General features: G+C 69.4%; 23 protein-coding genes. 8 read left to right on the top strand and 15 right to left on the bottom strand.

What is annotated here, in order from left to right; all coding sequences use genetic code 11:
- Position 1: 1 nt before the first annotated feature.
- The 6 genes from AAF430_21065 to AAF430_21040 form a co-directional block, all read right to left on the bottom strand.
- A complete protein-coding gene (locus tag AAF430_21065) occupies positions 2–844 on the bottom strand; it encodes an LLM class F420-dependent oxidoreductase (GenBank protein ID MEM7412736.1) in 843 nt (280 codons plus the stop codon).
- Between the two features lie 47 nt (positions 845–891).
- On the bottom strand, positions 892–2,010 hold the full coding sequence (locus AAF430_21060) for an acyl-CoA dehydrogenase family protein (GenBank protein MEM7412735.1): 1,119 nt from the start codon (positions 2,008–2,010) through the stop codon (positions 892–894).
- A 69-nt stretch (positions 2,011–2,079) separates the two neighbouring features.
- The gene (locus AAF430_21055) at positions 2,080–2,571 is read right to left on the bottom strand and encodes a hypothetical protein (GenBank protein MEM7412734.1); all 492 of its coding nucleotides are present in this window, start codon (positions 2,569–2,571) and stop codon (positions 2,080–2,082) included.
- Entirely contained in the window at positions 2,571–3,083 is a 513-nt protein-coding gene (locus tag AAF430_21050) for a MaoC family dehydratase N-terminal domain-containing protein (GenBank protein MEM7412733.1), read from the bottom strand. Before AAF430_21050 ends, AAF430_21055 begins: the two co-directional genes overlap by 1 nt.
- A 20-nt stretch (positions 3,084–3,103) precedes the next feature.
- Positions 3,104–4,273, bottom strand: coding sequence for a CaiB/BaiF CoA-transferase family protein (locus AAF430_21045; GenBank protein ID MEM7412732.1), 1,170 nt, complete (start codon positions 4,271–4,273; stop codon positions 3,104–3,106).
- Positions 4,274–4,282: 9 nt separating this feature from the next.
- Positions 4,283–5,464, bottom strand: a complete 1,182-nt coding sequence (locus AAF430_21040) for an acyl-CoA dehydrogenase family protein (GenBank protein MEM7412731.1) — start codon at positions 5,462–5,464, stop codon at positions 4,283–4,285.
- A gap of 302 nt (positions 5,465–5,766) precedes the next feature.
- Here AAF430_21040 and AAF430_21035 point away from each other — a divergent pair, with 302 nt between their 5' ends.
- Together AAF430_21035 and AAF430_21030 are read left to right on the top strand one after the other, a co-directional pair.
- Positions 5,767–6,549 carry a hypothetical protein gene (locus AAF430_21035; protein ID MEM7412730.1) on the top strand — a complete coding sequence of 261 codons (783 nt, stop codon included), beginning with the start codon at positions 5,767–5,769 and terminating at the stop codon, positions 6,547–6,549.
- Between the two features lie 4 nt (positions 6,550–6,553).
- On the top strand, positions 6,554–6,928 hold the full coding sequence (locus AAF430_21030; GenBank protein ID MEM7412729.1) for a nuclear transport factor 2 family protein: 375 nt from the start codon (positions 6,554–6,556) through the stop codon (positions 6,926–6,928).
- Between the two features lie 180 nt (positions 6,929–7,108).
- Here AAF430_21030 and AAF430_21025 read toward each other — a convergent pair whose 3' ends face one another.
- The 6 genes from AAF430_21025 to AAF430_21000 form a co-directional block, all read right to left on the bottom strand.
- On the bottom strand, positions 7,109–8,284 hold the full coding sequence (locus AAF430_21025; protein MEM7412728.1) for an acyl-CoA dehydrogenase family protein: 1,176 nt from the start codon (positions 8,282–8,284) through the stop codon (positions 7,109–7,111).
- A gap of 109 nt (positions 8,285–8,393) precedes the next feature.
- Positions 8,394–9,149 carry an enoyl-CoA hydratase/isomerase family protein gene (locus tag AAF430_21020; GenBank protein ID MEM7412727.1) on the bottom strand — a complete coding sequence of 252 codons (756 nt, stop codon included), beginning with the start codon at positions 9,147–9,149 and terminating at the stop codon, positions 8,394–8,396.
- A gap of 12 nt (positions 9,150–9,161) precedes the next feature.
- Entirely contained in the window at positions 9,162–10,373 is a 1,212-nt protein-coding gene (locus tag AAF430_21015) for an MFS transporter (protein MEM7412726.1), read from the bottom strand.
- Between the two features lie 60 nt (positions 10,374–10,433).
- Positions 10,434–11,510 (bottom strand): nitronate monooxygenase, encoded by a 1,077-nt coding sequence (locus tag AAF430_21010; GenBank protein MEM7412725.1) that lies wholly within the window; start codon positions 11,508–11,510, stop codon positions 10,434–10,436.
- Between the two features lie 57 nt (positions 11,511–11,567).
- A complete protein-coding gene (locus AAF430_21005) occupies positions 11,568–12,227 on the bottom strand; it encodes a TetR/AcrR family transcriptional regulator (protein MEM7412724.1) in 660 nt (219 codons plus the stop codon).
- A gap of 152 nt (positions 12,228–12,379) precedes the next feature.
- The gene (locus AAF430_21000; GenBank protein MEM7412723.1) at positions 12,380–14,809 is read right to left on the bottom strand and encodes a methyltransferase domain-containing protein; all 2,430 of its coding nucleotides are present in this window, start codon (positions 14,807–14,809) and stop codon (positions 12,380–12,382) included.
- A gap of 248 nt (positions 14,810–15,057) precedes the next feature.
- Here AAF430_21000 and AAF430_20995 point away from each other — a divergent pair, with 248 nt between their 5' ends.
- Positions 15,058–16,902, top strand: coding sequence for a glycosyltransferase family 2 protein (locus tag AAF430_20995; protein MEM7412722.1), 1,845 nt, complete (start codon positions 15,058–15,060; stop codon positions 16,900–16,902).
- On the top strand, positions 16,899–18,311 hold the full coding sequence (locus AAF430_20990) for a glycosyltransferase (protein ID MEM7412721.1): 1,413 nt from the start codon (positions 16,899–16,901) through the stop codon (positions 18,309–18,311). Before AAF430_20995 ends, AAF430_20990 begins: the two co-directional genes overlap by 4 nt.
- Here the strand turns inward: AAF430_20990 and AAF430_20985 are convergent.
- On the bottom strand, positions 18,308–19,756 hold the full coding sequence (locus AAF430_20985) for a M48 family metalloprotease (protein MEM7412720.1): 1,449 nt from the start codon (positions 19,754–19,756) through the stop codon (positions 18,308–18,310). The two genes, AAF430_20990 and AAF430_20985, sit on opposite strands and share 4 nt — an antisense overlap.
- A gap of 141 nt (positions 19,757–19,897) precedes the next feature.
- On the opposite strand from AAF430_20985, the gene AAF430_20980 reads away from it, so the two are divergent.
- Positions 19,898–20,398 carry a hypothetical protein gene (locus AAF430_20980; GenBank protein MEM7412719.1) on the top strand — a complete coding sequence of 167 codons (501 nt, stop codon included), beginning with the start codon at positions 19,898–19,900 and terminating at the stop codon, positions 20,396–20,398.
- A gap of 36 nt (positions 20,399–20,434) precedes the next feature.
- On the top strand, positions 20,435–21,298 hold the full coding sequence (locus tag AAF430_20975) for an SDR family oxidoreductase (protein MEM7412718.1): 864 nt from the start codon (positions 20,435–20,437) through the stop codon (positions 21,296–21,298).
- 10 nt (positions 21,299–21,308) lie between these two features.
- On the opposite strand, the gene AAF430_20970 is transcribed toward AAF430_20975, so the two are convergent.
- A complete protein-coding gene (locus tag AAF430_20970) occupies positions 21,309–22,544 on the bottom strand; it encodes a cytochrome P450 (GenBank protein ID MEM7412717.1) in 1,236 nt (411 codons plus the stop codon).
- Positions 22,545–22,590: 46 nt separating this feature from the next.
- Positions 22,591–24,246 carry a fumarate hydratase gene (locus tag AAF430_20965; protein MEM7412716.1) on the bottom strand — a complete coding sequence of 552 codons (1,656 nt, stop codon included), beginning with the start codon at positions 24,244–24,246 and terminating at the stop codon, positions 22,591–22,593.
- 143 nt (positions 24,247–24,389) lie between these two features.
- Here AAF430_20965 and AAF430_20960 point away from each other — a divergent pair, with 143 nt between their 5' ends.
- On the top strand, positions 24,390–25,055 hold the full coding sequence (locus AAF430_20960) for an NUDIX hydrolase (protein ID MEM7412715.1): 666 nt from the start codon (positions 24,390–24,392) through the stop codon (positions 25,053–25,055).
- Positions 25,055–25,684 (top strand): cysteine hydrolase, encoded by a 630-nt coding sequence (locus AAF430_20955; protein MEM7412714.1) that lies wholly within the window; start codon positions 25,055–25,057, stop codon positions 25,682–25,684. The genes AAF430_20960 and AAF430_20955 overlap by 1 nt, the downstream gene beginning before the upstream one ends.
- Positions 25,685–25,715 lie beyond the last annotated feature (31 nt).

Below are 25,715 nucleotides of genomic sequence, written 5' to 3'. Positions count from 1 at the left end.
CCTAGGCCTCGACGTACTGAGCGGCGAAGGCGTCGAGGACCGGCAACACCTCGTCTCGCGGTCCGCCGGGCACGCGCAGCACCGACTCGGTGACACCGAGATCGCGGTAGTAGGCGATCTTCTCGGGCGTCGGCAGCACGCCCATCGGCATGATCTCGAGCTCCTCGAAGCGCCGACCGGCGCTCTCCACCACCCGACGCAGCTCGTCGAGCGAGGCCTTCATCCCTGCCCCGCCGATCGGGAGCCAGCCGTCCCCGTACTCGGCGATGTGCCGGAAGAGCGTGGGCCCGGCAGCGCCCCCGAGCAGCACCGGCGGCCGCGGCTGCTGGAGAGGCTTCGGCCACTGCCAGCTCTCCTCGAACTGGATGAACTCGCCGTCGAAGGAGGCGCGCTCCTCGGTCCAGAGCACCTGCATCGCCAGCAGGGTCTCGCGCACCCGGGCCCGACGCCGCTTCACGTCGATCCCGTGGTTCTCCATCTCTTCGTGGTTCCAGCCGTAGCCGATGCCCAGGACCAGCCGGCCCTCGGAGAGCAGATCCAGGGTGGCGAGCTCCTTCGCGTAGGTGATCGGGTCGTGTTGGGCGACCAGCGCGATGCCCGTCCCCAACCGGATGCGCTCGGTGACCGACGCCGCGGCCGCCAAGGCGATGTAGGGATCGAGGGTGCGCTTGTACTCCTCGGCCAGCACCTCGTCGCCGGTGGGCGGCGGGGTGCGTCGACTGGTCGGGATGTGGGTGTGCTCGGGCAGGAAGAGCGACGTGAATCCGCGCTGCTCCGCCTCGCGCGCGAGCTCGACCGGGTTCATCGCCTGGTCGGTCGCGAACATGGTGATCCCGAACTTCATGCTCGCCCCGGTCCGGGCGCCTCCGGGACGCCCGGCGTGGTCACCGATCAGCTGTCGAGGACGTCCGCCGCCACCAGCTCCTCCAGGTAGGGGGTATCCCACCAGGAGAGCTGCAGGTGCTTCGCGCGCCGGAAGAAGAGCTGGATGTCGTACTCGATCGTGAAGCCGACACCGCCCCAGATCTGCTCGCAGACCCGGGTGCCTTCGCGGTAGGTCTCGCAGGCGAAGAGCTTCGCCATCGGTGCGAGCCGCGAGATCGAGCGGCCCTGGGCGTCGTTCCACGCCGCCTCGTAGACCAGCGTGCGGCCACCATCGATGCGGGTCGAGGTGTCGGCCATGTAGTGGGCCAGCGACTGGAAAGCGCCGAGGGGCTTGTCGAACTGCTTGCGCTCCTTCGCGTACTCGACCGTGATCTCGAGTGCGCGGTCTGCTCCGCCGATCGCCTGGGCCGCGAGCAGGATGATCCCCTGGTGCAGGACACGGCTCCAGGTTTTCCAACCGCTGCCCGCCGCGCCGATGCGCGCCGAGGCCGGCACCCGCACGTTGCGGAAGGCCACGTGGTACTGGCAGTCCGAGCCGAGGGTGAGCTCCTGGGTCAGGGCCATGCCCTCGCTTGTCGGATCCACCAGGAAGAGGTCGATGCCGTCGGTCGAGCGCGCGAGCACGATCAGCTGATCCGCCGCCCGCGCGAAGCCCACGTGGCGCTTCTCGCCGTTCAGCACGAAGCCGTCCCCGTCTACCTTCGCATCGAGCTGCACGCCGACCGGGCCGTAGCCGCGCTCAGGCTCCAGCCATGCCGGGCTGACGATCGCCGAGCCGTTCGCGATCCGCTCGAGCCAGGCGCCCTTCTGGGCGTCGTCCCCGGCGGCGAGCAGGATGCCCGCCGACATCACCGCGCTCTCGAAGTGCGGGATCGGCGCCATCGTGCGGCCGAACTCTTCGTAGACGAGCGCCGCTTCGAGGAGCGTCTGCCCCGATCCACCGAAGTCTTCGGGGATCAGCATGCCGGTGAGACCGAGCTCGCTGACCTGCTTCCAGAGCCCGTCGGGATAACCCTTCGGGTCGTCTTCCATCTGGCGCACCACGTCGACCGGGCAATGCTCGCTGAGCATGGTGCGCGTCATGTCGCGCATGAGCTGCTGTTCTTCGGTGAACTCGAGATCCATGGGATGTCCTCTCTGTCGCGGCGCGCGAACTGGCGCCGCCGAAGCTGGGGTGGGCGTTCTCGCCGGTATCTAGGCCGCCGCGCGCGGGCGCCAGTCGTCGCCCTGACGCTTCCAGGGGTTGTCGCCCGCGTCCTGGGGAATCGCGACGCGCGCGGTGCAGACGGTGGTCACGCGACCGCCCGCCTTGAGTTCGAGCTCCACTTCGGCCCAGGCGCAGCCCTGATCGTCGGTGTCGACGCCGAGCACCTTGCCGCCGAACACCATCGACTCGCCCGGGAAGACCGAATCCTTCATGCGGAAGCGGATCCAACCCATGCGGCCGAAGGGGCCGGTCCAGTCGGTGACGTAGCGCTCGAACCACGCGGCCAGGTTCGGCGTGTTCATGAAGATGTCCTGCACGCCGTTGTTGCCGGTCGCGAACTTGTAGTCGTGGTGCTGGGGCCGCCAATCGCGGCTCGCCATCGCGCCGAGCACGATCGTCACGGGCTCCACGTCGATCGCGAGCTCGGGGAGGCTGTCGCCCGCCTTCACATCGGATGCCACGATGCCTTCGTACGCCATTACGAATCCCTCCGATAACCGAAGCCGGTGTAGCTCTCGGTGCCGACCCATTCGCCGCGCTGGTTCTGATACTCGACGTCGATGTCCCAGAAGCGACCCTTGCCGAGCTTCGTGGTCTTGGGGCTGCTGACGTTGCGCAGCACCTGCCAGGTCTTCAGCCGGTCGCCGAGGCGCACGGGAGCGCCGAAGGTGACCGTGTTGTCGCTCATCACCGCCTCGGGCAGTTCGAAGACGCGCTTCAGGTCGAAGTGCACCTGCAACGGGAGCGCCTGCTCCTCCGCGCGATTCGGCGCCCAGTGGTGCGGCCGGAACCACACCGAGATCATCGCCGGCGGCGCAATGAAGCCATCGGTGATGTCGTTCGCCGCCTTCTCGTCCCAGAAGATGGGATTACCGTTCTGGACCGACGAGCAGGTGGTGAAGATGTAGCCGCGCTCGACATCGAACTCGCCTTCGATCTCGTAGCGCTTCTCGCCGATCCATCCCTGGACCTCGGCCGGCAAATCAGACATGGAGGCTCCTCCTTCTGAGCTCAGGCGATGACGCCTGCGCCCCGCATCCGCTCGATCGCCTCTGCGGCCACTCCGGCCTCGGCGAGCAAACGGTCGGTATCGGTCTTCGCGCCGTCGGGGACCGGAGTCACCTCGGCACGCGGCATTCCGGCGAGCGGCGGCGCCACCTGGCGGAAGCGTCCCTCGGTCGGGTGCTCGGCATCGACGAACATGCCCCGCGCGTGGAACTGGGGGTCCTGGGCGAGCTCGTCGATCGCATACACGGGAGCCACGCAGGTGTTCGCCGGCGCGAGTTCGGCGACCCAGGCGTCTCGATCGCGGGTGCGGAACGCCGCCGCAAAGTCGTCGCGGATCTTCTCCTGCACCGCATCGTCGTGCTGGTGCTCGAGCCACTGCTCGCAGCCCAGGAGCTTGCAGAGGTTCGCGTAGAACGGCCCCTCGATCGCGCCCACCGACACCCACTTCCCGTCCGCGCACTCATAGGTGCTGTAGCAGGCGTAGCGGCCGGTGAGGATGTCGTGGCCGGGCCCGGGCTTGGCACCGGTCGCGAGATACTGATCGACGTAGAGCGAGGTCAGGAGCAGCACCCCATCGGCGACGCTGACGTCCAGGTACTCGCCTTCGCCCGTCTTCTCCCGACGCATCAGCGCGGCCAGGATCGCGATCGCCGCGTGCATCCCGCCCGCCGCGCTGTCGGCGACCGTGGCGCCGGGCAGCGGCGGACCGCCGTCGCCCCGGCGCCCGCTCGTGTGGAGAAAGCCGCCCACGGCCAGGTAGTTGATGTCGTGCCCGGCGTACTGGGAAGCGGGCCCCGCCTGGCCATAGCCGCTGGTCGAGCACACGATGATGCGCGGGTTGAGGGCGCGCAGCTGCTCGTAATCGATGCCGAGGCGCGCCATCACACCCGGGCGATAGCTCTCGAGCACGACGTCGGCCTTGCGGACCAGCGCCTCGAAGGCCGCCTTCCCATCGGCGTCCTTCAGATCGATACGCACCTGGCGCATGCCGCGGTTCGCGGAGTACGACCAGAAGGCCGGCTGGGTCTGCAGGCCCGACTTCTTCGGCGGCACCCCGACCTTCACGACCTCCGCGCCGTAGTCGGCGAGGATGCGCGTACAACGGGTCCCGGGCCCGACCGTCGAAAGGTCGAGCACCGTGACGCCGTCGAGCGGTGCGGGGGTCGCGGCCACAGGGTGCCCCTAGAAGTTCTTCGGGAGGCCCAGGTGACGCCGGGCGATGATGTTCTTCTGGATCTCCGAGGAACCTCCGCCCACGGTCTCGTTGACCGTGGCCCGATAGGCGCCCTCGAAGCGGCCCGAAACCGGCGCGACGTCCTGATCGACCCGCAGCGTTCCCGAGGCGCCGCAGATGTCGAGCGCGTCCTTGCAGACGCGCTGGGACAGGGACGTCGTAAACAGCTTGTACTGGGACGACGGGATCGTCGGCGGTTTGCCTCCGGACTGGGCCGCGGAGACGAAGCGGGTAGAGAGCGCCTTCGCGACGGCGGTGTCGGTCGCGATGTGGGCGATCAGCCGGCGGACGGTCGGGTCGTCCTTCAGGGGCTGACCGTCGCGCTTCGCCTGCTTGACGTGGTCGATCAGCACGCGGGTGCGCTCGGTGATCGGCGACAGGGTGAACATCGTGAAGCGCTCGAGGTCGAGGGCTTCGGAGATGTACTGGAAGCCGCGACCGCGCTCGCCGACCAGGTAGTCGTCGGGCACGAACACGTCCTCGAAGAACACCTGGTTCGTGGTGTCCTTGCCGATCGTCGGCAAGCTCTGCACCTCGAGACCCGGGTGGTCCATCGGGATCAGGAAGAGCGAGAGGCCATCGTGCTTCCGCTTGTCCGGGTCGGTGCGGGCGCCGACCCAGTACCAGTCGGCGAAGTGCGCCGAGGTGGTCCACATCTTCTGGCCGTTCAGGTTCCAGCCGCCGTCGACCTTCTCGGCCTTGAGCTGCATGTTCGCGGCGTCCGAACCGGCCTCGGGCTCGCTGTAGCCCACCGCGAACTCGATCTCGGCCTTCAGGATCTTCGGCAGGAACTCCCGCTTGAGCTTCTCGCTGCCGTGGCGGATCAAGGTCTTGCCGATGATGCCGACACCCTTGCCGATCTGGGGCGCAGCGTGCTTCGAGAGCGCCTCGTTCAGAATGAACTCGTAGATGCCCTCGATCTCCTGTCCGCCGTACTCCTTCGGCCAGGACATGCCGAGCCAACCCTTCGCCGCCAGCTTCTTCATGAAGTCGCGACGCTCCGGCGTGTCGGCGAGCTGGGTGAAGTTCTCGCGGGTCGGGTCCATCACGACCGGGTCGTGATTCTCGACGAGCCACTTCTCCACTTCTTCGGCGAAGGCCTGTTCCTGGGAATCGAAATCGAAGTCCACGAGACACTCCTCTGCGCTCTGGGCGCTTGCCTGAGGCGACGGGAAATCGCGAGATCGGGGACACGCTGGTGCGGGGGCAGACCTCCCGCCGGCGCTCGCTCAGAATATATACGATACGGAGCGTATTGGAAATCGCCAATCGACGCGCCACCGGCAAGTGCGCCCGCCAAGCCGGCGACCTTGCGCTGCAAAGTCCGCCCGCGGTCGCACCGGAGGCCGGGAATTCGCTTCCCGCACTATGGCTTCCACTGGTAGCCTCGTCCGACGCTCGAAACCCGACCGGGATCCCTTCGCCGACGCCCATGCCGCCCCGCCACCGCACCGCTTCCCGACTCGTGCGCCTGCTCGCCCTCGCCAGCGTCGCGCTGGGCGCCACCGCGTGCCAGCTCGAACAGGAGTGGATCCTGGCGCTCGAGGAAGACGCGGCCGCCTACGACATCCTGATCCCGCCGGCGAACTTCCAGACGACCGCGCTCTCGGGCAGCCTGACCGCGCGGGCGACCCTCGAAATCTCCATCTGGCACCTGCTCTTCGGGCTTCCCCTCGAAGGGGATTTCGAGGTGCAGGAGGTCGCCATCGCCGGCGCCCCGATCCGGATCGCCCCGCCCTTCCCGCTCGAATCCGGTTTCTGCCAATCCCTGGACACGGAGGTTGCGGGCTCCGGCCGCTTCGAGATCTCTCTCGAGCGCCGCGAGATCGCGCTGCGGGCCGAGGTGCCGACCCGCGTGGCGACGATCCACCCGGTGGCCGAGATGATCCTCGGCGGCGAGCCCTTCCCGGTGCCGATCACGATCGACGCAGCCGGGGACTTCACGCTCTACGACCTGCTGCGCTGGCTCGGCGGCGAAGCGCCGCCGCTCTCGCTGGTCACGCCGGTCTTCTTCGAGCTCGAGACGGACATCCGCACCATCGACGGACTGACCCTCGAAGGCGACCTGCCCTTCCGCACGGTCGGCGAGGTCCCGACGGGTCCCGACCTCGACGCCTGCGCCGCCGTCCTCGCTCCGCCTGTCATGGTGACCGAGCCGCCTCCCAGCAGCGGCGGCCCGGCGCCGGGCGTCGGCGGCGCGATGCCCATACCCTGACCCCATGTCCGACGCCCTCGCCCTCGCCCGCCGCTTCATGGACGCCGTGGAAGCCGGCGACATCGAGGCCGCCCGCGCCTGCTTCCAGCCCGACGCCGGGATCTGGCACAACTACGACGGCAAGACCCAGAGCGTCGACGAGAACCTGGCCCTGCTCGGCTGGATGGCGAAGCGCTGTCGCGCGCGGCGCTACCAGATCCGCCGGCTCGAAGCCGTCGAGGGCGGCTATCTCCAGCAGCACAGCCTCGTGCTCGAGCTGAATGACGGGAAGACGGTTTCGACCGAGGCGATCGCGCTCGTCAGCGTCCGAGACGGCCGTATCGCGCGCATCGAGGAGTACCTCGACCCGGGCCCGATCGGCGCCATCGCCCAGCAGTAGCGCGTCTCACCTCGCGCGTTCGGGACCCCGAGTCGCGCGCGCGAACCTCATCGGGGCCGCGCCCGTGAACTTCAGCGAGACAGCGACCGCACGCGGCCGAAGGCGGCGCGCGTGAACCTCAGTGGGACCCAACCGCAAGCGGCCGAAGGCCGCGCGCCGTGAGGCGCAGCCGAACGAAGTTCAAAAGTTCGCCGGAAGTCCCAGCCCGCGCCGCGCGATGATGTTCTTCTGCACTTCGGAGGTCCCGCCCCCGATCGTGTCGACGACCGTGTAGCGATAGGAGCGCTCGAAGCGCCCGCCCATCGGCGCCGACGCGTTCGCCTTCTTCAGGAGGCCCTCGGAGCCGAGCAGGTCGAGGGTCGCGTTCGTCATGCGCTGGCCGGTCTCGTTCATGTAGAGCTTGTACTGGGACGACTCCACGGTGGGGACGCGGTCCTTCAGCGCCTCGCTGATCACCCGTCGTTGGAGCATGCGCGCCACTTCCAGCTGGGTCACGGTCTGGGCCACGGCCCGCCGCGCGCCGGGATCCTCGCGCAGGGGGCGATCGTCGCGTTTCGTGGTGGCCACGTGCTCGCAGAGCGCCTCGACCTTCTTCTCGAGACAGCCGACCGGCATCATCGCGAAGCGCTCGAGGTCGAGGGCTTCACAGATATAGGTCCAGCCGTGATTGACCTCGCCCACGACGAAGTCGTCGCTGACGAACACGTCGTCGAAGAACACCTCGTTGGTCCGCTCGTCGCCGATCGTCCAGGTCGGGCTAAGGGTCAGACCCGGGTGGTTCATCTCGATCAGAAAGAGGGTGATGCCCTTGTGCTTGTGGCTCGTATCCGTGCGGGCGCCCACCCAGTACCAGTCGGCGAAGTGCGCCGAGGTGGTCCAGATCTTCTTGCCGTCGAGCTTCCAGCCGCCGTCGACCTTCTGGGCCTTCAGCTGCATGTTCGCCGCGTCGGATCCGGCCTGGGGCTCGCTGTAACCGATCGCGAACTCGACCTCGCCACGCATGATCTTCGGCAGGAAGGTCTTCTTCAGCTTCTCGTTGCCGTGGCGAATGATCGTCTTGCCGACGATCCCGACGCCCTTCCCCGGCTGGGGTGCACCCCAGCGCGAGAGCGCCTCGGTGAGCAGGAAGTCGTAGATGCCACTCCGCTCCTGACCGCCGTACTCCTTCGGCCAGGACATCCCGAGCCAGCCCCGCTCGGCCAGCTTGCGCATGAAGGCCCGCTTCGGCGGCGTATCCACGGTCTGGGAGAGTTGCTCCGGATGCGCGTCCATCACGTCGGGCGACGCTTCGGCGGCGAGGAAGGCCTCGACCTCCTTCTGGAACGCCTTCTCTTCGTCGCTGAAGTCGAAATCCATGCAAGCCTCCGCACCGCCCGGCGAACCGCGGGCTCCCAAATACGATACGCCCCGTTCCACAAATGGCAAATGAGAAATCGCTTCATGGGCGCCGGGCGTGGCGGGCCGCTCACTCCGCGCCCGGGTCCTGCCCCAGGTCCGGCTGGATCCCGAACCAGTCCGGCGCCTGGGCCGCGAAGGCCAGCGCCTGGGCCTCGCTCTGGTCGTCGACGCGCGCCAGGTGGGCCAGGGTCATGGCCACCCCGCGTGGGTCGAGCGTCGCGATCTCGCGTGCGAGCGAGAGCGCCGTCTCGAAGAGCGACGCGGAAGGTACGAGCCGGCTCGCGAAGCCGATCCGCAGCGCTTCTTCGCCATCGATCTCGCGGCCGGTGAGAAACAGCTCCCGCGTGCGCGCCGCGCCCACCAGCCGCGCCCAGCGCGTGGACGCTCCCCAGGCACCGAGGCCGGTGCCGAGCTTCCTCAGGTGCCAGTCGGAGATGCGTGCGGTCGGGGCCACGAGCCGGAGGTGGCAAGCGACCGCCAGCTCCGCGCCGCCGGTGGTGCAAACCCCGTCGATCACCGCGATCGTCGGCTTCGGCAGCGCGGCCAGGGTGTCGGTGATCCGGATCCCCGGCTGGAAGCCCACGCCCTGCCCCTCGGCGAAGGCCTTCAGGTCGACCCCCGCGCTGAAGCACGGCGTGCCGTTCGTGCGCGGCGCGCCGCGCAGCAGACACACCCGCAGGTCGGCATCGTCCCGCACGCGCCCGAGCGCGGCGTCGAGCTGCTCCATCAGCGGGGCGTTCAGCGCATTCAGGCGTTCGGGCCGGTGCAGGGTGAGCACCGCAATCCCCGGCTCGGGGGTCTCGAAGCGAAGTTCATCGGCCATCGCAGGTCTCCGTCACGACCGGGCCGAACGACGACGCTCGTCGCGCAACGCCCAGAGCGCGAGGAAGGATACGACGTTCAGCGCCGCCAACAGGCCGAACCCGGGCGCATAGCTCCCGGTGGCATCGCGGATGGCTCCGGCGACCACGGGCCCGGGACCCGCCAACAGAATCGTCAGCATCATCACGCCGTAGATCTGGGCGAGATGCCGACCCCCGAAGGCGTAGGCGATCGCCAGGGGCGTCGCGACATCGCGCGCGGTGTACGCGAACCCGAAGACCACGACGAAGGCCCAGCCGCCCCAGGCTCCCCAGGCCGAGATCCACAGGAGCGAACCGATCGCGACCGAGAGCAGCGCGTAGTCGAGCAGGATGGCCGCCTTCGCCGGCAGGCGATCGGCGACGAAACCGAACGCCACCTTGCTGAGCAAGCCCATCAGCACCGCGTTCTTCCAGTAGAACGCGGCCTGTTCCGCCGCGAACCCGGCATCGACGGCGGCCAGGCCGAAGTGGTGCAGCAGGATATAGAGATCGCACCAATACACGCCGAGTCCGAAGGCGAGGATCCAGAAGCTGCGCGTGCGGACGGCTTCGCCGAGGGAGAGATCGGTCTCCTCGCCCACGGCGTCCACGTCTTCCACCCGGGCCACGCTGCCGCGCTCGCGCACCGCGAAGAGCGCCACGGGCAGGAGCACGCAGAACGCCACGCCCGCCATCGCGCCCACACCGTCGCGCCAGCTGCCACCGGCGGCGAGCGCCACCATCAGGGTGGTGGCGAGATAGCCGCCGACGTTCGAACCGGTGTACGCCATGCCCAGAGCCAGGCCCCGGCGCTCGCGAAACCACTGGGCCATCACCGCGCCCACCGTGATGTCGCCGAGGCCCGTGACGGCGAGCCCCACCAGCGCCCAGGCGAAGGCGAACTCCCACCACGCATCCATGCCCGCGACGATCACGTAGGCCGACCCGAGCAGCACCGCCGACAAGGCGAACAGGCCGCGCGCGCCGAGCCGCAGGAGCACCCACCAGACCAGCGGGCTCGCCCCGGCGATGAAGAACACCTGGGGCGCCTGTGCCGACGAGAAGGTGGCACGCGACCAGCCGAGGTCTTCCACCAGGGCCGGGGCCAGAGCCGTCATGCCGTAGCCGAAGCCCAGGCCCATCTGACAGACAAAGCAGCCCAGCACCACCCAGAAGGCGCGCCCGCGAAACTCGGCGAAGCTCAACGCGTCCTCAGCGATGTCCCGATGCGTGGCCCCACCGGCCACCCGGCAGGCCGAACGGCACTAGGCGTCCTGGGGCGCCTTCGCCCCGAGGTGGTTCAGGGTGTCCTCGGCCTCGGCCACGATCCGGCCGATCAGCTCGGCACAGCTCGGGAGATCTTCGATCAGGCCAGTCACCTGCCCGCTCGCCATGACACCCGCGTCTACCTTGCCTTCGACCATCGTGCCCTTGAGCAGCATCGGTGCGTTCGCGGCCATGATCACCTGGCTCCAGGAGAGCTCCTGGCTGCGCTTCATGGAGATCGCCTCGCGGATCAGATCCCACCACGAGGCACCCGACATCTGCTGGAACGCGAGCGCGTTCTGAGCCGCCCGGGGCAGGCTCGTCACCGCGTTGGTCTTGAGCAGACGCTCCACCAGCGGCGTGCGCAGCACGCGATGCGGGTGACCGTCGACCTGGGTCGTGACCACCGTGTCCGTGACCTTCCCCTGCAGGTAGACCTGCTTGATCGCGTCGGGTACGGGCGAGTCGCTCGTCAGCAGGAAGCGTGTGCCCATCGCGATGCCCGCCGCGCCATAAGCCAGCGCCGCGACCAGTCCGCGTCCGTCGAAGAAGCCGCCCGCCGCGATCACAGGGATGTCGACCGCATCGACCACCTGCGGCAAGAGCACCGTGGTCGGCACGCTGCCCGTGTGACCGCCGGCCTCACCCCCCTGCACGATCACCGCGTCGGCTCCCCAGCCCGCCACCTTCTCGGCGTGGCGCTTCGCGCCGATCGACGGGATGCACACCAGCCCCTCGTCCTTCAGCGAGCGCATCAGCTTCTCACTGGGGGCCAGGGCGAAGGACGCCACCTTCACGCCTTCGCGCACCATCAGCGCCGCGCGGTCCATGACGTCCGGGGCATCCGAGCGCAGGTTCACGCCGAAGGGCTTGTCGGTGCGGCTCTTCGTCTCGGCGATCGCCGCCTCGAGCTGGCGCAGGTCCATCGTGGCCGACGCGATGATGCCGAGGCCGCCCGCGTTCGCCGTGGCAGAGACGAGCTTCGCGCTCGCCACCCAGCCCATACCGGTCTGGACGATCGGGTACTCGACGCCAGTGAGTTCGCACAGGACGGTGCGCAGGGTGGGATGGCTCATGACGGGGTCTCCTTCGGGTCGAGGTCCAGGGTAGCTTCGCTTCGCGCGGCCGCGTGGCTAGGCCGCTCCGCGTCGCGTGTCGGGCAAGGCACTCGGCGCACCGAACCCGGCGACCAGGAACGGCATCAGCTCGCTCAACACCTGCTCCCAGGACGCGGGACGCTTGCGCGCACCCACCACCAGCTGCCAGCTGGCGTCGCTGCCCAGGGTGTAGGCGAGCGCGCCCAGCGCGAAGTGGAACCGCACGAAGAGCTGCTCTTCGGGGAGCTCGGGCAGCGCGCGCGCCAGCGCGTCGCGAAAGCGCTCGACGGTGGCGCCGTGGTCCCGGCGCAGCATGCGCACGAGATCGCGGTCGGGCTCGTTGTAGGTGCGCCCCAGCAGACGCAGGAAGCCGGCGCCGCTCCGCTGCTGGGTGAGCAATTCGAGCATCGGCGCCACCAGCGCTTCGAGCACGCCCTCGAGCGGAACCGCCTCGGGGGCGTGCTCCTTCTCGGCCGCCTCGAGCCGGCGCAACCGCTCCGCGTCGAGCGGGCCCAGGCGCCGCGCAAACACCTCGCGCACCAGCTCGGCCTTGGTCTTCCAGTGGAAGTAGATCGAGCCCGGGTTCGCCCGGGCTCGCGCCCCGATCTCACGCAGCGAAGCCGCCCGCACGCCTTTTTCCGCGAACAGGGACTCGGCTGCATTCAAGATGCGCTCGCGCGAGTCGGTGCGGGCCAAGGAGCCTCCAGGCAGTCCACGCGCGGTGACCGGCGGGCGAGATGCCTCACGGACACGACGCTGGGCGCGAACTTGGTCGCGCGACCAAGTGGAGTATCGGGGGCGCCCCTGAGAGCGTCAACGGCCGGCACCGCCAGGCAGCCGGCCCGCCTCTAGCGCGGCTGCCAGGCCGCGATGCGAAGCTCGTTCCGCTCGCCCGGCACCCCGACGACATCGCAGAAGCCTGCGCCGAGCAGCACCGCGCGCGCCGCGGAGAAGCGCGGGAGAGCGTCCCCCGACCCCAGTCGCAGCTCGACGCTGCCGCCGGGCGCGAGCGCCCGTCGTACCTGACCCAGCTGCGCGGTCAGCCTCTCACGCTCGCTCGGATCGGCGAATTCGCGGCTCGCGAAGTGCCCCACGGCGCCGGGCCCGAGCCCCGCCAGATCGCCCAGCGGCATACCCGCCAAACGGACCCCGTCCGCACGCGACGCCTCGGCCAGGCCGATGCGTTCGTATACCTGGACCCAGAACTGGGGTGTCTCGAGGTCGTCGCGCAAACCCATCGCCGGCTCGTCGAGAAGTCCACTCACGCGGTTGCCCGTCAGTCGGTAGCAGTCCTGGCCCAGCGTCAAACGCGGTGCGAGCCCGCGGAGGCCAGCGAGGTCCTCGATCTCGCGCTGGGTGTAGTGACGACAGTGGTGCCCGAAGTAGTCCGCGTTCGTCTGGAAGGGCAGCGCGGCCTCGTTCGGCGTCGAGAGGAAGAGCAGACCGCCCGGACGCAGGGCGTCGGCGAGCATTCGCACGAACTCGGTGTCCGCTTCGACGTGCTCCACCGACTCGAAGGACACGGCGAAGTCCAGCGAACGCTCGGGCAGCGCGAAGGGGAAGCAGGCGTGGTCATAGCGAGCGCGCGGGTGGGCGAAGCGATCCGCCGCGACGGCCACCGCCTCGGCACTCCCATCGATGCCCTGCAGCTTGGCGCTGCTCCCTTCGGCGAGATACCGGGTGCCGTAGCCGTTGCCGCAGAAGACGTCGGCGCCTTCGAGCGTCCGGTTCCCGCCGATCGAACGCAGGGCCTCGGCCGCGAACTCGTAGCGCGCCCGGTGGTCGTAACGGATCTCGTCGTAGCGCAGCGCCGTCTGACGTTCGCCACTCTCGTACGCGAAGTCCTTGCCCACCGGTTCGGGCTTCTCGTTCGGCACGAGCGATAGGCCGGCGCACAGCACGTCCGCGACGCTCTCTGGCGTCTTCGCCACACACTGCTGCTCGAGGTAGTGCCGGAAGAACGCGCGCACCGTCGCGGGATCGTTGCGCTGTCCGTCGCGACGCAGGGCCCGGTCCAGGCAACCCGCCAGGGTCTCGGGTCCGTCGGCCTCGTGGGTGAATCCGAGCCCGCCGTAGAACGCGCGGCCGCACAGGACCACCTCGCGCCCCGCCAGCAGCGCTTCGAGGCCCGCCTGGGAGGTGATCGTGACGCACGCATCCGCGGCTTCGATCGCGGCATAGGTGTCCCAGCCGTTGTCGGCATCCACCTCGAGGACTCCTTGCCCCATCCAACGCGAGAGCTCCGGGTCGGCTGTCACCTGCCGCCAGGTGAGCCGGTCGTAGGGAAGCTCGAGGGGGTTGTCGCCTCCGGCCTCCTTCGGGTGCAGCTTTGCGCGCACCCGCAGGCCTCGATCGGCGGCGTACGCGGTGAGGGATCGCAGCACGTCGACCTGGCGATCGAAGCCCGGCGAGAGCCCCCACAGCACCGCCGAGTCGGTGGAGACCTGGCCGAGGTAGAGCAGCGTCTGTCCGGCCGGGGGCGCCGAGGGAACCGGGGTCACCGCGGACGCAGAAGGAGTCTGGGCCGGGCCCGCGTGCTCCTCGCTCTTCAGCCCCCGCACGTCGCGCAGGAACGCTTCGGCGTAGGCCGTGTCCTGCGCCGGGTCCGCGGCGCTTCGGCACCACCAGCTCGCGCGCACCGGATTGTGCACAACAGGGAGCGCTGCGCCGTCGTCCCACAGCAGCCGTTCCCGGTGCATCGTGTTCTCGAGCGCCACCACACGCACGCCGCGCGCCTGGGCCAGTGCGCGCAGTGCCGCGCTCGCCAGCACGTGCCCCTGGGCAATGGCCACTACCGCGGGCGTGAAGACTTCCAGGAAGGCGTCGGCGCGGTCGAGCATCCGCACCGCGCGATCGAACTCGGCCGCGATGGCGGGGAGCGCGAGGGCGCCCGCTTCGAGCTCGGCGAGGGTCCGCTCGTGCCGCACGCAGAGGTCGTAGGCTGCGACGTCCCGGAGCGAGACGCCCCGGTGGCGGAGCGTGCGCCAGTTCTCGGCGTTCACGTCCGGCAGCGCGCCGCCGAGGGCCACCTCGGGACTCATCACGACCGGGAGACAACCGCGTTCCGCGAGCGCCGCGACCAGCTCGACGTTCGGGTAGCCGCACCAGGGCTGATCCAAGAGCAGCGCCACCGGGCGTTCGCTCTCGCACCGCCAGCCCCCGCGCTGTCCCTCGCGAGCAGCGCAGGCAAAGGCGTCCGCCGCCTGGTCCAGATCGCCCTGTCCGAGCGTGGCGATCCCCTGGGCGAGAGCGTGCTCGAAGCTCGAGCTGTCGTGCATGAATGGGTCTCCTCGTCGCGTCCTGCGTCTCCTTCGCGTTTCGGGAGCGTCCTCGATCGTCCGGAGGCAAGAGCGACGCCAAGCCCGCCTCGGACCTGCCGAAGCGTCCGGGCGATCGGCGCTTCGAACCAGCGGGCGTCGTGGAAAACGCGCACACCACCGCGAAATCCGACCCCGGCTCGCCGACCTCGGCGATTCTCTGCACGAGAGACTCAAGCGCGTGAAAAGCGCCGGCGATCGAAGACGATATGGCCGCACCCGAGATGTCGCTGATCGTTCCGATCTATGGGCCCAGCACGCGCCTCGAGAATCTCCTCGAGGGGCTGCGCCAGCAGACCGTCGCGCCCGACCGCTTCGAGGTGGTGGTGGTGGACGACGGGAGCCCGGAGCCCATCCGGATCGATACCGACCCCCTGCCCTACGCGTGCTCGGTACACCGCCAGGAGAACGCCGGGCCTGCGGCCGCCCGCAACCGCGCGCTCACCCACGCGCGTGCCGACCTCGTGCTGATCCTGAACGACGACGCCCTGCCCGACCCGCGTTTGCTCGAGATCCATCTCGCGAAGCACCGCACCGCGGCGCCGAAGACGGCCGTGATGGGGAGCTTCCCGTTCGCCCCACGGGCTTTGCGCGGACCGTTCACCCAGCTGCTGTCGACCAGCGACCTGCTCTTCGACTTCCAGCGGCTCTCGCCCGGACGCCTCCACGACTGGCACTACTTCTGGACGTGCAATCTCAGCCTGTCACGACAGGCCATTCTCGACGTCGGCGGCTTCGACGAGCAGTTTGCGGAACCGGTGATGGAAGACACCGAGCTCGGCTACCGGCTGGACAAGCAGGGCTGGAGCGTCCTCTACGTGCCGGAGGCCATCTGCGAGCACGATCACCGGCTCAGTCCCGAGCGCTATTTCCATCGCATGGAGCGCTACGGCGCGAACCTGCTGCGGATGTACCACAAGCACCGCGACCCGCTGCTCTTCGGGATCTCGGACGACAACCGCGTCGAACCTTCCCTGCAGCGGCTGCAGCTGATCTTCGAGAACCTGTACCCGACCTACCGGAACAGCCTGGCGAGCTTCGCCCGGCTCGAAGCCGAGTGCGAAGGGCAGTCGCTTCCCGAGGCGACTCGTCAGAGCGCGATCCGGGTCGTGGGCGACATGCGCCACGTCTCGATGGTGCGCGGCATCAATGTCGAGCGTGGCGGACTGGATCCCGCAGAGGTCGTCGAGACCGGCCCGCCGCGCGGCGAAGAGACCCACGTCGTGGTGGTCTCCTACAACGCCGAAGCCAAGACACGTGACTGCCTCGAAGCGCTCCGCAAGACCGAAGACCCGGACTTCCCGATCACGATCACGGTCGTCGACAACGGATCGAGCGACGGAAGCCTGCGCTTCCTGCGCAGCCAGCGCGACATCCGCCTGATCGAGAACACCGAGAACCGGGGCGCTCCGCGCGCGCGCAACCAGGCCCTCGAGAGCGCCGCGCCGAGCGACGTCGTGTTCCTGGACAACGACGTGATCGTCTACCCGGGCTGGCTCGAGCGACTCCGCTACCACGCCGCGATCGACCCGCTGGTGGGCTGCGTGGTGCCCTGCGCCGATCGCGCCGCCCACGGCCAGCAGGTCGAAACCCAGGCCGCCTCGACCCCCGAAGCCCTGCGCGCCTTCGCCGCCCGCCACGCCGAGCAGCACCATCGCAAGGGCGAATATCAGATCCTGTTCACTTCGCTGTGCGTGTTCGTCCGGGCAGAGGTGCTCACGGCGATCGGTGGCTTCGACGAGCGCTTCTCGCCGTGGGGATTCGAGGACGACGACTTTTCCCTGCGGGCCCGGCTCGCGGGATACCGGACGCGGCTTGCAAACGACGTGTTCGTCCACCACGCCCACTACGAAGACGCGGCGAAGGCCGACCGGCACCGGGGCCACTTGCAGGCGAACTGGCGCCGCTTCGCGCTGAAATGGGGCGGGCCGAAGCGCGCCCCCTACGGCCGCTACGACTTTCTCGACCGACTCCTGCAGGGCGACGTCCCGATGTCGCCGCTGCGGGTCCCCCTCGAGCGGCACTCCGACTCTTTCCTGGGAGACCACCAATGACCACCCGACTCACGCTCTGCATGATCGTTCGCGACGAAGCCGAGAACCTGCCCGCCTGCCTCGAGTCCGTGCAGGGCCTGTGCGACGCGATGGTGATCGTCGATACCGGGAGCCGCGACGACACGCCCGCCATCGCCCGCTCCTTCGGTGCCCAGGTGATCGAACACCCGTGGAACGACGACTTCTCGGCCGCGCGCAACGCAGCGCTGCCCTTCGTCGAGACCGAGTTCCTGCTGGTGCTCGATGCGGACGAACGACTCGGCGGCGATGCCCAGCGAGTGATCCGCGAGGCGATCGCCGCGAACGATTTCGACCTCGGACAGCTGCCCCTCTCCCACGCGAAGCGGCTCGAGGCGGTGCCGGCGAAGGTCCTCTCCGGCGAGGAGCGCCTGGGCGAGCCCGTGCGTGTGCCCCGCCTCATCCGTCGCGACGCGGACTTCCGTTGGGAGGGGCGCGTGCACGAGTCGGTCGATGAATGGGCGAAGCCGCGCGTCGTGCGGGACGTCGAAGCACCGATCGTCCACTACGGCGCCTGCGAGGCGGCGCGTACGGCGCGCGACAAAAACGGGCGCAACCTGCGATTGCTCGAACGACGCGCCGCCGAAGAACCGCGCCACCCGAGCGTGCAGGCCTACTACGCCCTCGAGCTGCAACGGGCGGGCCGGATCGAAGACGCGCTCTCCCGGGCCGAGATCGCCTGGGGAGCCCTGCGCGACGCTCGCACCGCCGGCGATCGCACGTGTGACGTGGTCCTGCCCGGAACCGTCTTCACGCACCTGCTGATCGTGCGCGGTCGGCTCGAGGAAGTGCCCGAGGTGCTGTCACGCGCCCGCGATTGGAGTGGTGATCACAGCAACTTCTGTTTCCTCTCCGGCGTGCTCGCCGAGCAGCATTCGCTGCGCGAGCGCGACCCCAAGCCCTGGCTCGAAGAGGCGGAAGGCTTCTACCGCACCTGCCTCTCGCGAGCGAACGAACGCGAGCACGGCGAGCCCATTCCCGGCGGCCGCGGCTGGCAGGCCTGGACGCGCCTGGGCACGCTCCACCTGCGTCGCGGCCAGGGCCCCGAAGCGCGCGCCGCATTCGAAACCGCGCTCTCCTCCGAACCCGGCAGCACCGAAGCCGAGCTCGGCCTCGCCGAAGCCCTGATGCTGTGTGGACGCGAAGACGATGCGCTCGCGCGGCTGCTGCCCCTGGCCGAGGGTGGCTCCCTCGACGCCTGGCTGCTGGCTGTAGTCGGCGCGCTCTCGATGGGCTCCCGTCAGGACGCCGCCCTGTTCGCCAACCGCGCGATCGCCTGTGCGGCCACCCCGCTGGTGGCGCCGCATCGGGCGCTGATCCTCGAAGACCTCACGACTCCCCCGGAGGCCGCCGGCTCCGAGAGCCTGAGCGCGGGGCCGCCGGCGGGCTAGCGGGGCAGCGCCCTTCCCACGACACGCTTCGCCGGACGACCGGCCGGGTAGCGCTCGCCGGCGTCGAGCTCGTTGATGCGCGCGAGCTCCTCGGCCTCGACCGGCCCGGGATAGGTCCGCGCGAAGTCGGCGATGCTGAGCGAGCGCTTCGGACGCACGATGTCGATCCGCCACGGCTTCGCGTTGAGCACCGCGCGGCTCGTTTCGCGCCGGAAGCTCCCGAGCGACGCGCGCAGTGCGCCTTCCCGGGCCTCGAACGCATTCGCGGCGGCGTAGCCGAGCAGCTGGTAGATGTGGTCGCCCAGGGCGACGAAGTGGGCCACGCCGCGCAGGTTCGCCTGAGCGGTGGCCACGGCGAAGTCGCCCGTCACCGCAGAGAGTCCATTCACCTTCGTGGTCTGGATGTTTCCGGACTGCAGCCCCTGCTGGGCGAAGAAGGCATCGGATGCCTCCTTCACCGTCTCGCCCTGGGCCAGCGTGAGCTGGAGCATCGCGTCCTGCTCGCCGCTGATGCCGAGCACGGCCTGGGTCTGGTTGGCCGTGTTCCAGCCTTCCGGGAAGTCGAGTCGGAACCTCAGATCCGGGTGGTGAAAGCGCTGATCCGCGAAGTAGCCGGCCCGCGGGTCGGGCCCGTAGACCACACCGTCGATCGCCCGCATGAACACGTCGCGACCGACCTTCGGGTCGGCGGGCACACGCTCGAGTTCGAGGATCGCCGCTTCGATGCGCGCCTCGCGATTCTCCGGGTTCGGGTGGGTCGACAGCCATTCGGGCACCCGCGCGCCTTCCGAGGGCGAGCTGCGGCCGAGGGTGCGGAACATCTCGACCATCTGATGCGGGTCGTAGCCCGCCTCGGTCATGTAGCGGAGGCCCAGATCATCGGACTGGCGTTCGTCGTCGCGCCCGTGACTCAGGAACAGGAGCTGCATGCCCTGACTGGCGATCGGGACGAGCAGGCCCGCGGCTTCCCCGAGCGCGATGGATCCCACCACCAGTCCGATCGACGCCAATTGCTGCTTCGAGATCTGCGACACCGAGTGACGGGCCGTGACATGACCGACTTCGTGTCCGAGCACGCTGGCGAGCTCCGCCTCCGAGCCCATGTGAGCCAGGATCCCGCGCGTCACGTAGATGAAACCGCCGGGCACGGCGAAGGCGTTGATGGCCGCGTCGTCGACCACGCGAAACTGCCAGGGAAGATCCGGGCGTTCGGAGCCCTGGGCCATCGGCATGCCGATCGACTCGACGTAGCGCTGGAGCTCCTCGTCTTCGTAGAGACCCATCGAGGCTGCGATCTGGGGCGCGTAGCTCTTGCCGAGCTCGATCTCCTGGGCCTCGCTCACCAGCACGAACATGGGCCGGCCCGTGACGGGGTTCATCGCGCAGCCCCCGAGCAGCGCGGCCACCCCGACGATCATTCCCACCCGAAACCATCGTGACTTCATGACCGGGATTCTAGTCGCACCGACGGAACTCGTCTTCCGACGGGGGCGAACCGCCGATCCCGCTCCGTGGACAGCCGGTGCGCGAACGTGGCCCGCGCCCGGGCGAGGGCTAGCCTCCGAGTTTCGAGTGCGAGGCAGGCCGTGTCCGAACCCGACATTCCGAGCGTCGAGCCCGAGGGCACCTTCGACGGGCTGCGGCCCTTCGCGATCCTGCTCGGCGCCGGCGTCGACATGCTCGCGACGATGATCGGGCTCACGACCCTCGCGATCTGGCTGACCCCCGAACTCGCCGACACCGCGGCGGCACGCGAGGCCGCCCAGGAGGCCCTCAGCACCGACACCGCCATTCTCGCGAGCCTCGCGATGGGCGGGGCCTGCACAGTGCTCGGCGCCTTCTTCGGCGCGCGCTTCGCGGGTCAGCTCCACGTGCGCCACGGCGGTTGGGTCGCCGTCGTGAGCACCGCGATCTCGGCACTCGTGTTGGTGACGTCGCCCCCGAGCGCCGAAGCCGCCGCCACCCAGGCGAGCTACCCGCTCTGGGCCGAGATCACGGGCTGGCTCATGATCATTCCGACCGGCATGCTGGGTGGGGCCCTCGCCGCCATCGCGGCGCGCCGCGACCCGCCCACGCCCACGCTCTAGACCACCGCGTGCTACCCCTGGCCCGGGAGGCAACCCATGGGTCGTCGCATCGCGTTCATCACCGGAGCGAGTCGAGGAATCGGCAAGTCCACCGCCCTCGCCCTGGCCGGCGCGGGCTACGACGTGGTGGTCACCGCGCGCACCCTCGCCAAGGGCGAGGTCCATGATCACGGCAACAAGGCCGGGCAACCCGACCTGACCCCGCTGCCCGGCAGCCTCGAGGAGACCGCCGAGGCCGTGCGCGAACGCGGCCGGGAGGCGCTTCCGCTCCGCCTCGATCTGCTCGAGCCCGCTAGCCTCGAGGCCGCGGTCGCGGAAACCGAGCGCCAGTGGGGCCCGATCGACGTCCTCGTGAACAACGGCATCGTACAGACCGCCGGCGCGATGGACTGGGTGCGCGATCTCACCGAAGAGAACCTGCTGCGCATCTACCGGGGCAACATCCTCTCGCCGATCGCGCTCATCCAGCGCGTGCTCCCGGGCATGGTCGAGCGCGGCCGCGGCGCGATCGTGAACCTGGTCTCCGAGTCGGGCCTGATCGACCCGCCCGCTCCCGCCGGCGAGGGCGGCTGGGGCTTCGCGTACTCCTCGTCGAAGGCGGCGCTGGGCCGGCTGGTCGGCGTGCTCGCGGCGGAGCATCGCAAGGACGCCCCCGACCTGCGCTTCTTCAACGTCGAGCCGGGCTTCATCACCACCGAGTTGGTGATCGCCACCGGCTTGCTGGAGGAGTTCGGCGACAATTGGAAGGGCGCGCCGCCCGAGGTGCCCGCGGCCGTGATTCGCTGGCTCGTGCACGAAGAAGCCGCCGCCGAGTTCCACGGCACGACGGTCTTCGCCCAGCGCTTCTGCAAGGACCGCGGGCTCGTACCGGGCTGGCCGCCGCCGCGCCCGTCCCGCTGAATCCGGTGGACTAGGCCGTGCGCTCGACCGGGAAGCGGTCCATGCCGCGCACGATCAGGCTCTGACGCCACTCGATGGCGTCGGCGTCGTAGCGAAGCTCGGCGATCCAGGGAAGGAGCTTGCCCAGCACCAGGCTCCCCTCGCGGCGCGCCAGGCGCGAGCCCAGGCACGAGTGACGTCCCTTGCCGAACACGATCGTGTCGCGGTGATCGCGGTCGAGGTCGAAGCGTGCCGGATCGGGGAAGCGCGCCGGGTCCCGGTGGGCCGCACCGATCCCGCACATCGCGAGCGCGCCCTTCGGCAAGACGAACCCGCCCGGCAGGGTGAAGTCTTCCTTCGCGACCCGCGTGAGGAACTTGCCCGGGTGATCGAAGCGCAGAGCCTCTTCCACGACGTCGGCGATCCGCTCGGGCGCCGCCTCGACCTGACGCCGGACGTCCGGGAACTCGATGAGCGCCTTCACGCCGAGGTCGATCAGGTTCGAGGTGGTCTCGGACCCGGCGACGAGCAACGCCATGCAGAGCGCCTGGATCTCGGGGAGCGTGAGCCTTTCCGAGCCGTCCTCGGCCGCGACCAACGAGGACAACAGGTCGTCCGCCGGCGCGCCGCGCCGCTCCGCTACCAGCGCTGCCACGTAGGCTTCGAGTTCGTGGATGGCATCGGAGCCCGCCTGGGCCGTGGCATCGCTGGCGAACGGATCGGCCGCTTGCACGAGGGCATCCGCCCAGGCCACGAAGCGTGCTTCGTCGGCCTCGGGAACACCGAGCAGGCGCGAGATCGCGATGATCGGGACGCGCTGGGCGAGGTCGCCGTGGAGGTCGAAGCGCTCGCGCTCGGCCACGCGACCGATCCACGCGTCGACGAGCGCGACGAGGTTCGCGTCGAAGGCTCTCATCGCGCGGGGCGTGAAGCCCTGGTTCACCAACCGGCGCAGCCGCGTGTGCTCGGCACCGTCTTTCGCGGGCATGGCGTCCTGGGAGATCGTCATCAGCTTCGCCCGCGGATCGTCCGGGCTCGCCGCCACGAAGCCCTCCCAGGAGGTCATCGACATCTGTAAGCGCTCATCCGAGATCAGCGCGTCGACGTCCTCGAAGCGCGTGAAGAACACGGCCATGGCGCCGCCGAACGGCATCTCGTAGATCGGGGCTTCCCGACGCATGGCGTCGTAGACCGGGTGCGGGTCCGCGTGGAACGCGGGCGACAACAGGTCGTACGCGGCGGCGAGACGCGAAGCCGATTCACTCAAGAGCAGGCACCCCCCGCGTGCGCGCCGGACGCGGCCGGCGTCACGCTCAGCTCTGGATCTGCAGGGTCGGGCTCGGACGCTTCTCCATCAGCCCGGCGTAGAAGTCGTTGCCCTTGTCGTCGGTGACGATGAACGCCGGGAAGTCCTCGACCTCGATGCGCCAGATCGCCTCCATCCCGAGCTCTTCGTACTCCTGCACTTCGACCTTGCGGATGCTGTGGTCGGCCAGACGTGCCGCCGGGCCGCCGATCGACCCCAGATAGAAGCCGCCGTGGCGACCACACGCGTCGCTCACCTGCTTCGAGCGGTTCCCCTTCGCCAGCATCACCATGCTGCCGCCCTTGCTCTGGAAGAGATCGACGTAGGAATCCATGCGGCCGGCCGTGGTCGGACCGAAGGAACCCGACGCGCGGCCCTCGGGCGTCTTCGCCGGGCCCGCGTAGTAGACCATGTGGTCCTGGAAGTACTGGGGTAGGTCCTCGCCCGCGTCCAGCCGTTCCTTGAGCTTCGCGTGGGCGATGTCGCGTGCCACGATCATCGGACCGGTGAGCGAGAGACGCGTGGCGACCGGGTGCTGGGACAGCTCGGCCAGGATGTCGGCCATCGGGCGTCGCAGGTCGATCTTCACGACCTCGCCGCCCAGCTCCTCGGGGGTAATGTCGGGCAGGTACTTCGCCGGATTCGTTTCGAGCTGTTCGAGGAAGACGCCCTCGGCCGTGATCTTCGCCTTCGCCTGACGGTCGGCGGAACACGAAACGCCGATCCCCACCGGGCACGACGCGCCGTGACGCGGGAGCCGCACGACGCGCACGTCGTGGGCGAAATACTTCCCGCCGAACTGGGCGCCGATGCCGATCTCGTTGCAGAGCTTCTGGACCTGCTCTTCGAGGACGACGTCGCGGAAGGCGCGACCGCCTTCGTTGCCGGTGGTCGGCAGGTCGTCCAGCGCCTTGCAGCTCGCGAGCTTCACGCTCTTCAGCGTGTACTCGGCTGAGGTGCCGCCGATGGCGATGGCCAGGTGATAGGGCGGACACGCCGACGTGCCGATCGAGCGGATCTTCTCCTCGAGGAAGCTCATCAGCGAGTCGGGGTTCAGGAGCGCCTTCGTCTCCTGATAGAGGAAGGTCTTGTTCGCCGAGCCACCGCCCTTCGCGATGAAGAGCAGTTCGTAGTCGCTGCCGGGCGTGGCGTAGACCTCGACCTGGGCCGGAAGGTTCGTGCCCGTGTTCTTCTCCGTGTAGAGATCGAGAGGCGCCATCTGCGAGTAGCGCAGGTTGCGCGTCTGATAGGTGTCGAAGATGCCGTGAGAGAGCGCCTCGGCGTCGTCGGTGCCGGTAAAGACCTGCTCGCCCTTGTAGCCGACCACGATCGCGGTGCCCGTGTCCTGACACCCCGGCAGCTCGCGACCGGAGGCGATGTTCGCGTTGGTCAAGAGCTCGAGCGCGACGAAGCGGTCGTTGTCGCTCGCTTCCGGGTCGTCGAGGATCTTGCGCAGCTGGGCCAGGTGGGCCGGGCGCAGCAGGTGGGAGATGTCGTCCAGCGCTGCCGCCGCCAGACCTCGCAAGACCTCGGCCGGGACCTCGAGGAGCGTGCGGTCCCCGACCCGCTGGGTCTTCACCAGGTCGGAGAGGGCGTCGAGACGTCGATAGCTGGTCTCGTCGTGTCCATGCTCGATGAGCGGCTGATAGTCGAAATCCGGCATCACGGCTCTCCGTGGGGGGCCCGCACGAGGGACGCCGGAGGATCCTTCTCCGGGTGGCGGCGGGACACTCGCGAACGAGATGGGCCCCGCAGAGCGGGGCCCGGCGGCAGAGTATCCCATCGCTGCTCTAGAATCCGCGGCCGATGGACGCTCCCGAACCGAAACCCTCGGGCACGGTGGTCGTGTTGCGCGACGCGCCGCACCTCGAAGTGCTCCTCTTACAACGCTGCCCGCGCGACGGAAAAGAAGGCGCCTGGGTCTTCCCGGGCGGCAAGCTCGAGCGCATCGACCGGGTTCCCGGTGCGAGCGACAGCGACCGGGCGCGACGCGCCGCCGTGCGCGAAGCCCAGGAAGAAGCGGGGCTCCTACTCGAGTCCGACGCGCTCGTCGAGATCGCGCGTTGGATCACGCCGCCGGTCTCCCCGAAGCGCTTCGACACCTGGTTCTTCGCCACCGCGATCGAGCCGGACACCGAGATCCAGGTCGACGGCGACGAGATGTGCGGCCACGGCTGGCAGCGACCTTCTGACGCCCTGGCCGCCCACCACGCCGGGGAGCGGCGCCTCGCGCCGCCCACCTTCGTGACCGTCACCTGGCTCGACGCGTTCCAGCAGGCGTCGCAGGCCCTGGAAACCCTTCCCGATCGCAAACCCCTGCCCTTCCGACCGCGCATCCAGCGCATCGAGGAAGGCGCTTGCATCCTCTACCCCGGTGACGCGGGCTACGAGAGCGATGACCACGACGCCCCGGGCGCGCGCCACCGACTCTGGACGCTGAAGTCGGGCTGGCGGTACGAGCGAGACGACTAGTGCCGGAGCTGGCCACGCTGATCGACCCGCAGCACACCGCCCTGATCACCCAGGAGTGCCAGCAGGGCGTCGTCGGGGTCGGATCCGCCCTTCCCGACCTCGCCGCGGGCGTCGCGCGCGTCGACATGCTCGGCCACATCGCCCAGCTGATGCGCGCCGCACGCACGGCCGGCGTACGTATCGTCCACTGCGTGGCGGAGCGACGTCCCGACGGGTTCGGCGCGAACCGCAACGCACGCCTGTTCGGCTACATGGCGAAGGCCGAGCGGCCCCTGCACCCGGGCTCCGAGGCGGCGGCGCTGGTCCCGGAGATCGGCGCCCAACCCGACGACGTGATCTCCACGCGGTTGCACGGGCTCTCTCCGTTCCAGGGCACCGAGCTCGATTCGTGGCTGCGCAACGAGGGCATCACCACGATCGTGGGCGTCGGCGTCTCGGTGAACGTCGCCATCCAGAACTTCTGCTTCGACGCGGTGAACGCGAGCTACCAGATGGTCGTGCCCACCGATGCGGTCGCGGGCTTTCCCGCCGAGTACGTCGACCAGGTCTTCGCCCATACCCTGGGCGCCATCGCGACGCTCACCGATACGCGCGCCGTCGAAGCGGCCTGGGCGGCTTCCGCCCGCTAGCACGCCCGCTTCCCGCGGACCGTTGCGAGCG

This window comes from Myxococcota bacterium (assembly GCA_039030075.1).
GTDB lineage: Bacteria > Myxococcota_A > UBA9160 > UBA9160 > SMWR01 > JAHEJV01.
The sequence above is the reverse complement of the archived record's forward strand: the minus strand, read 5'-3'. Positions and strand labels throughout refer to the sequence as shown.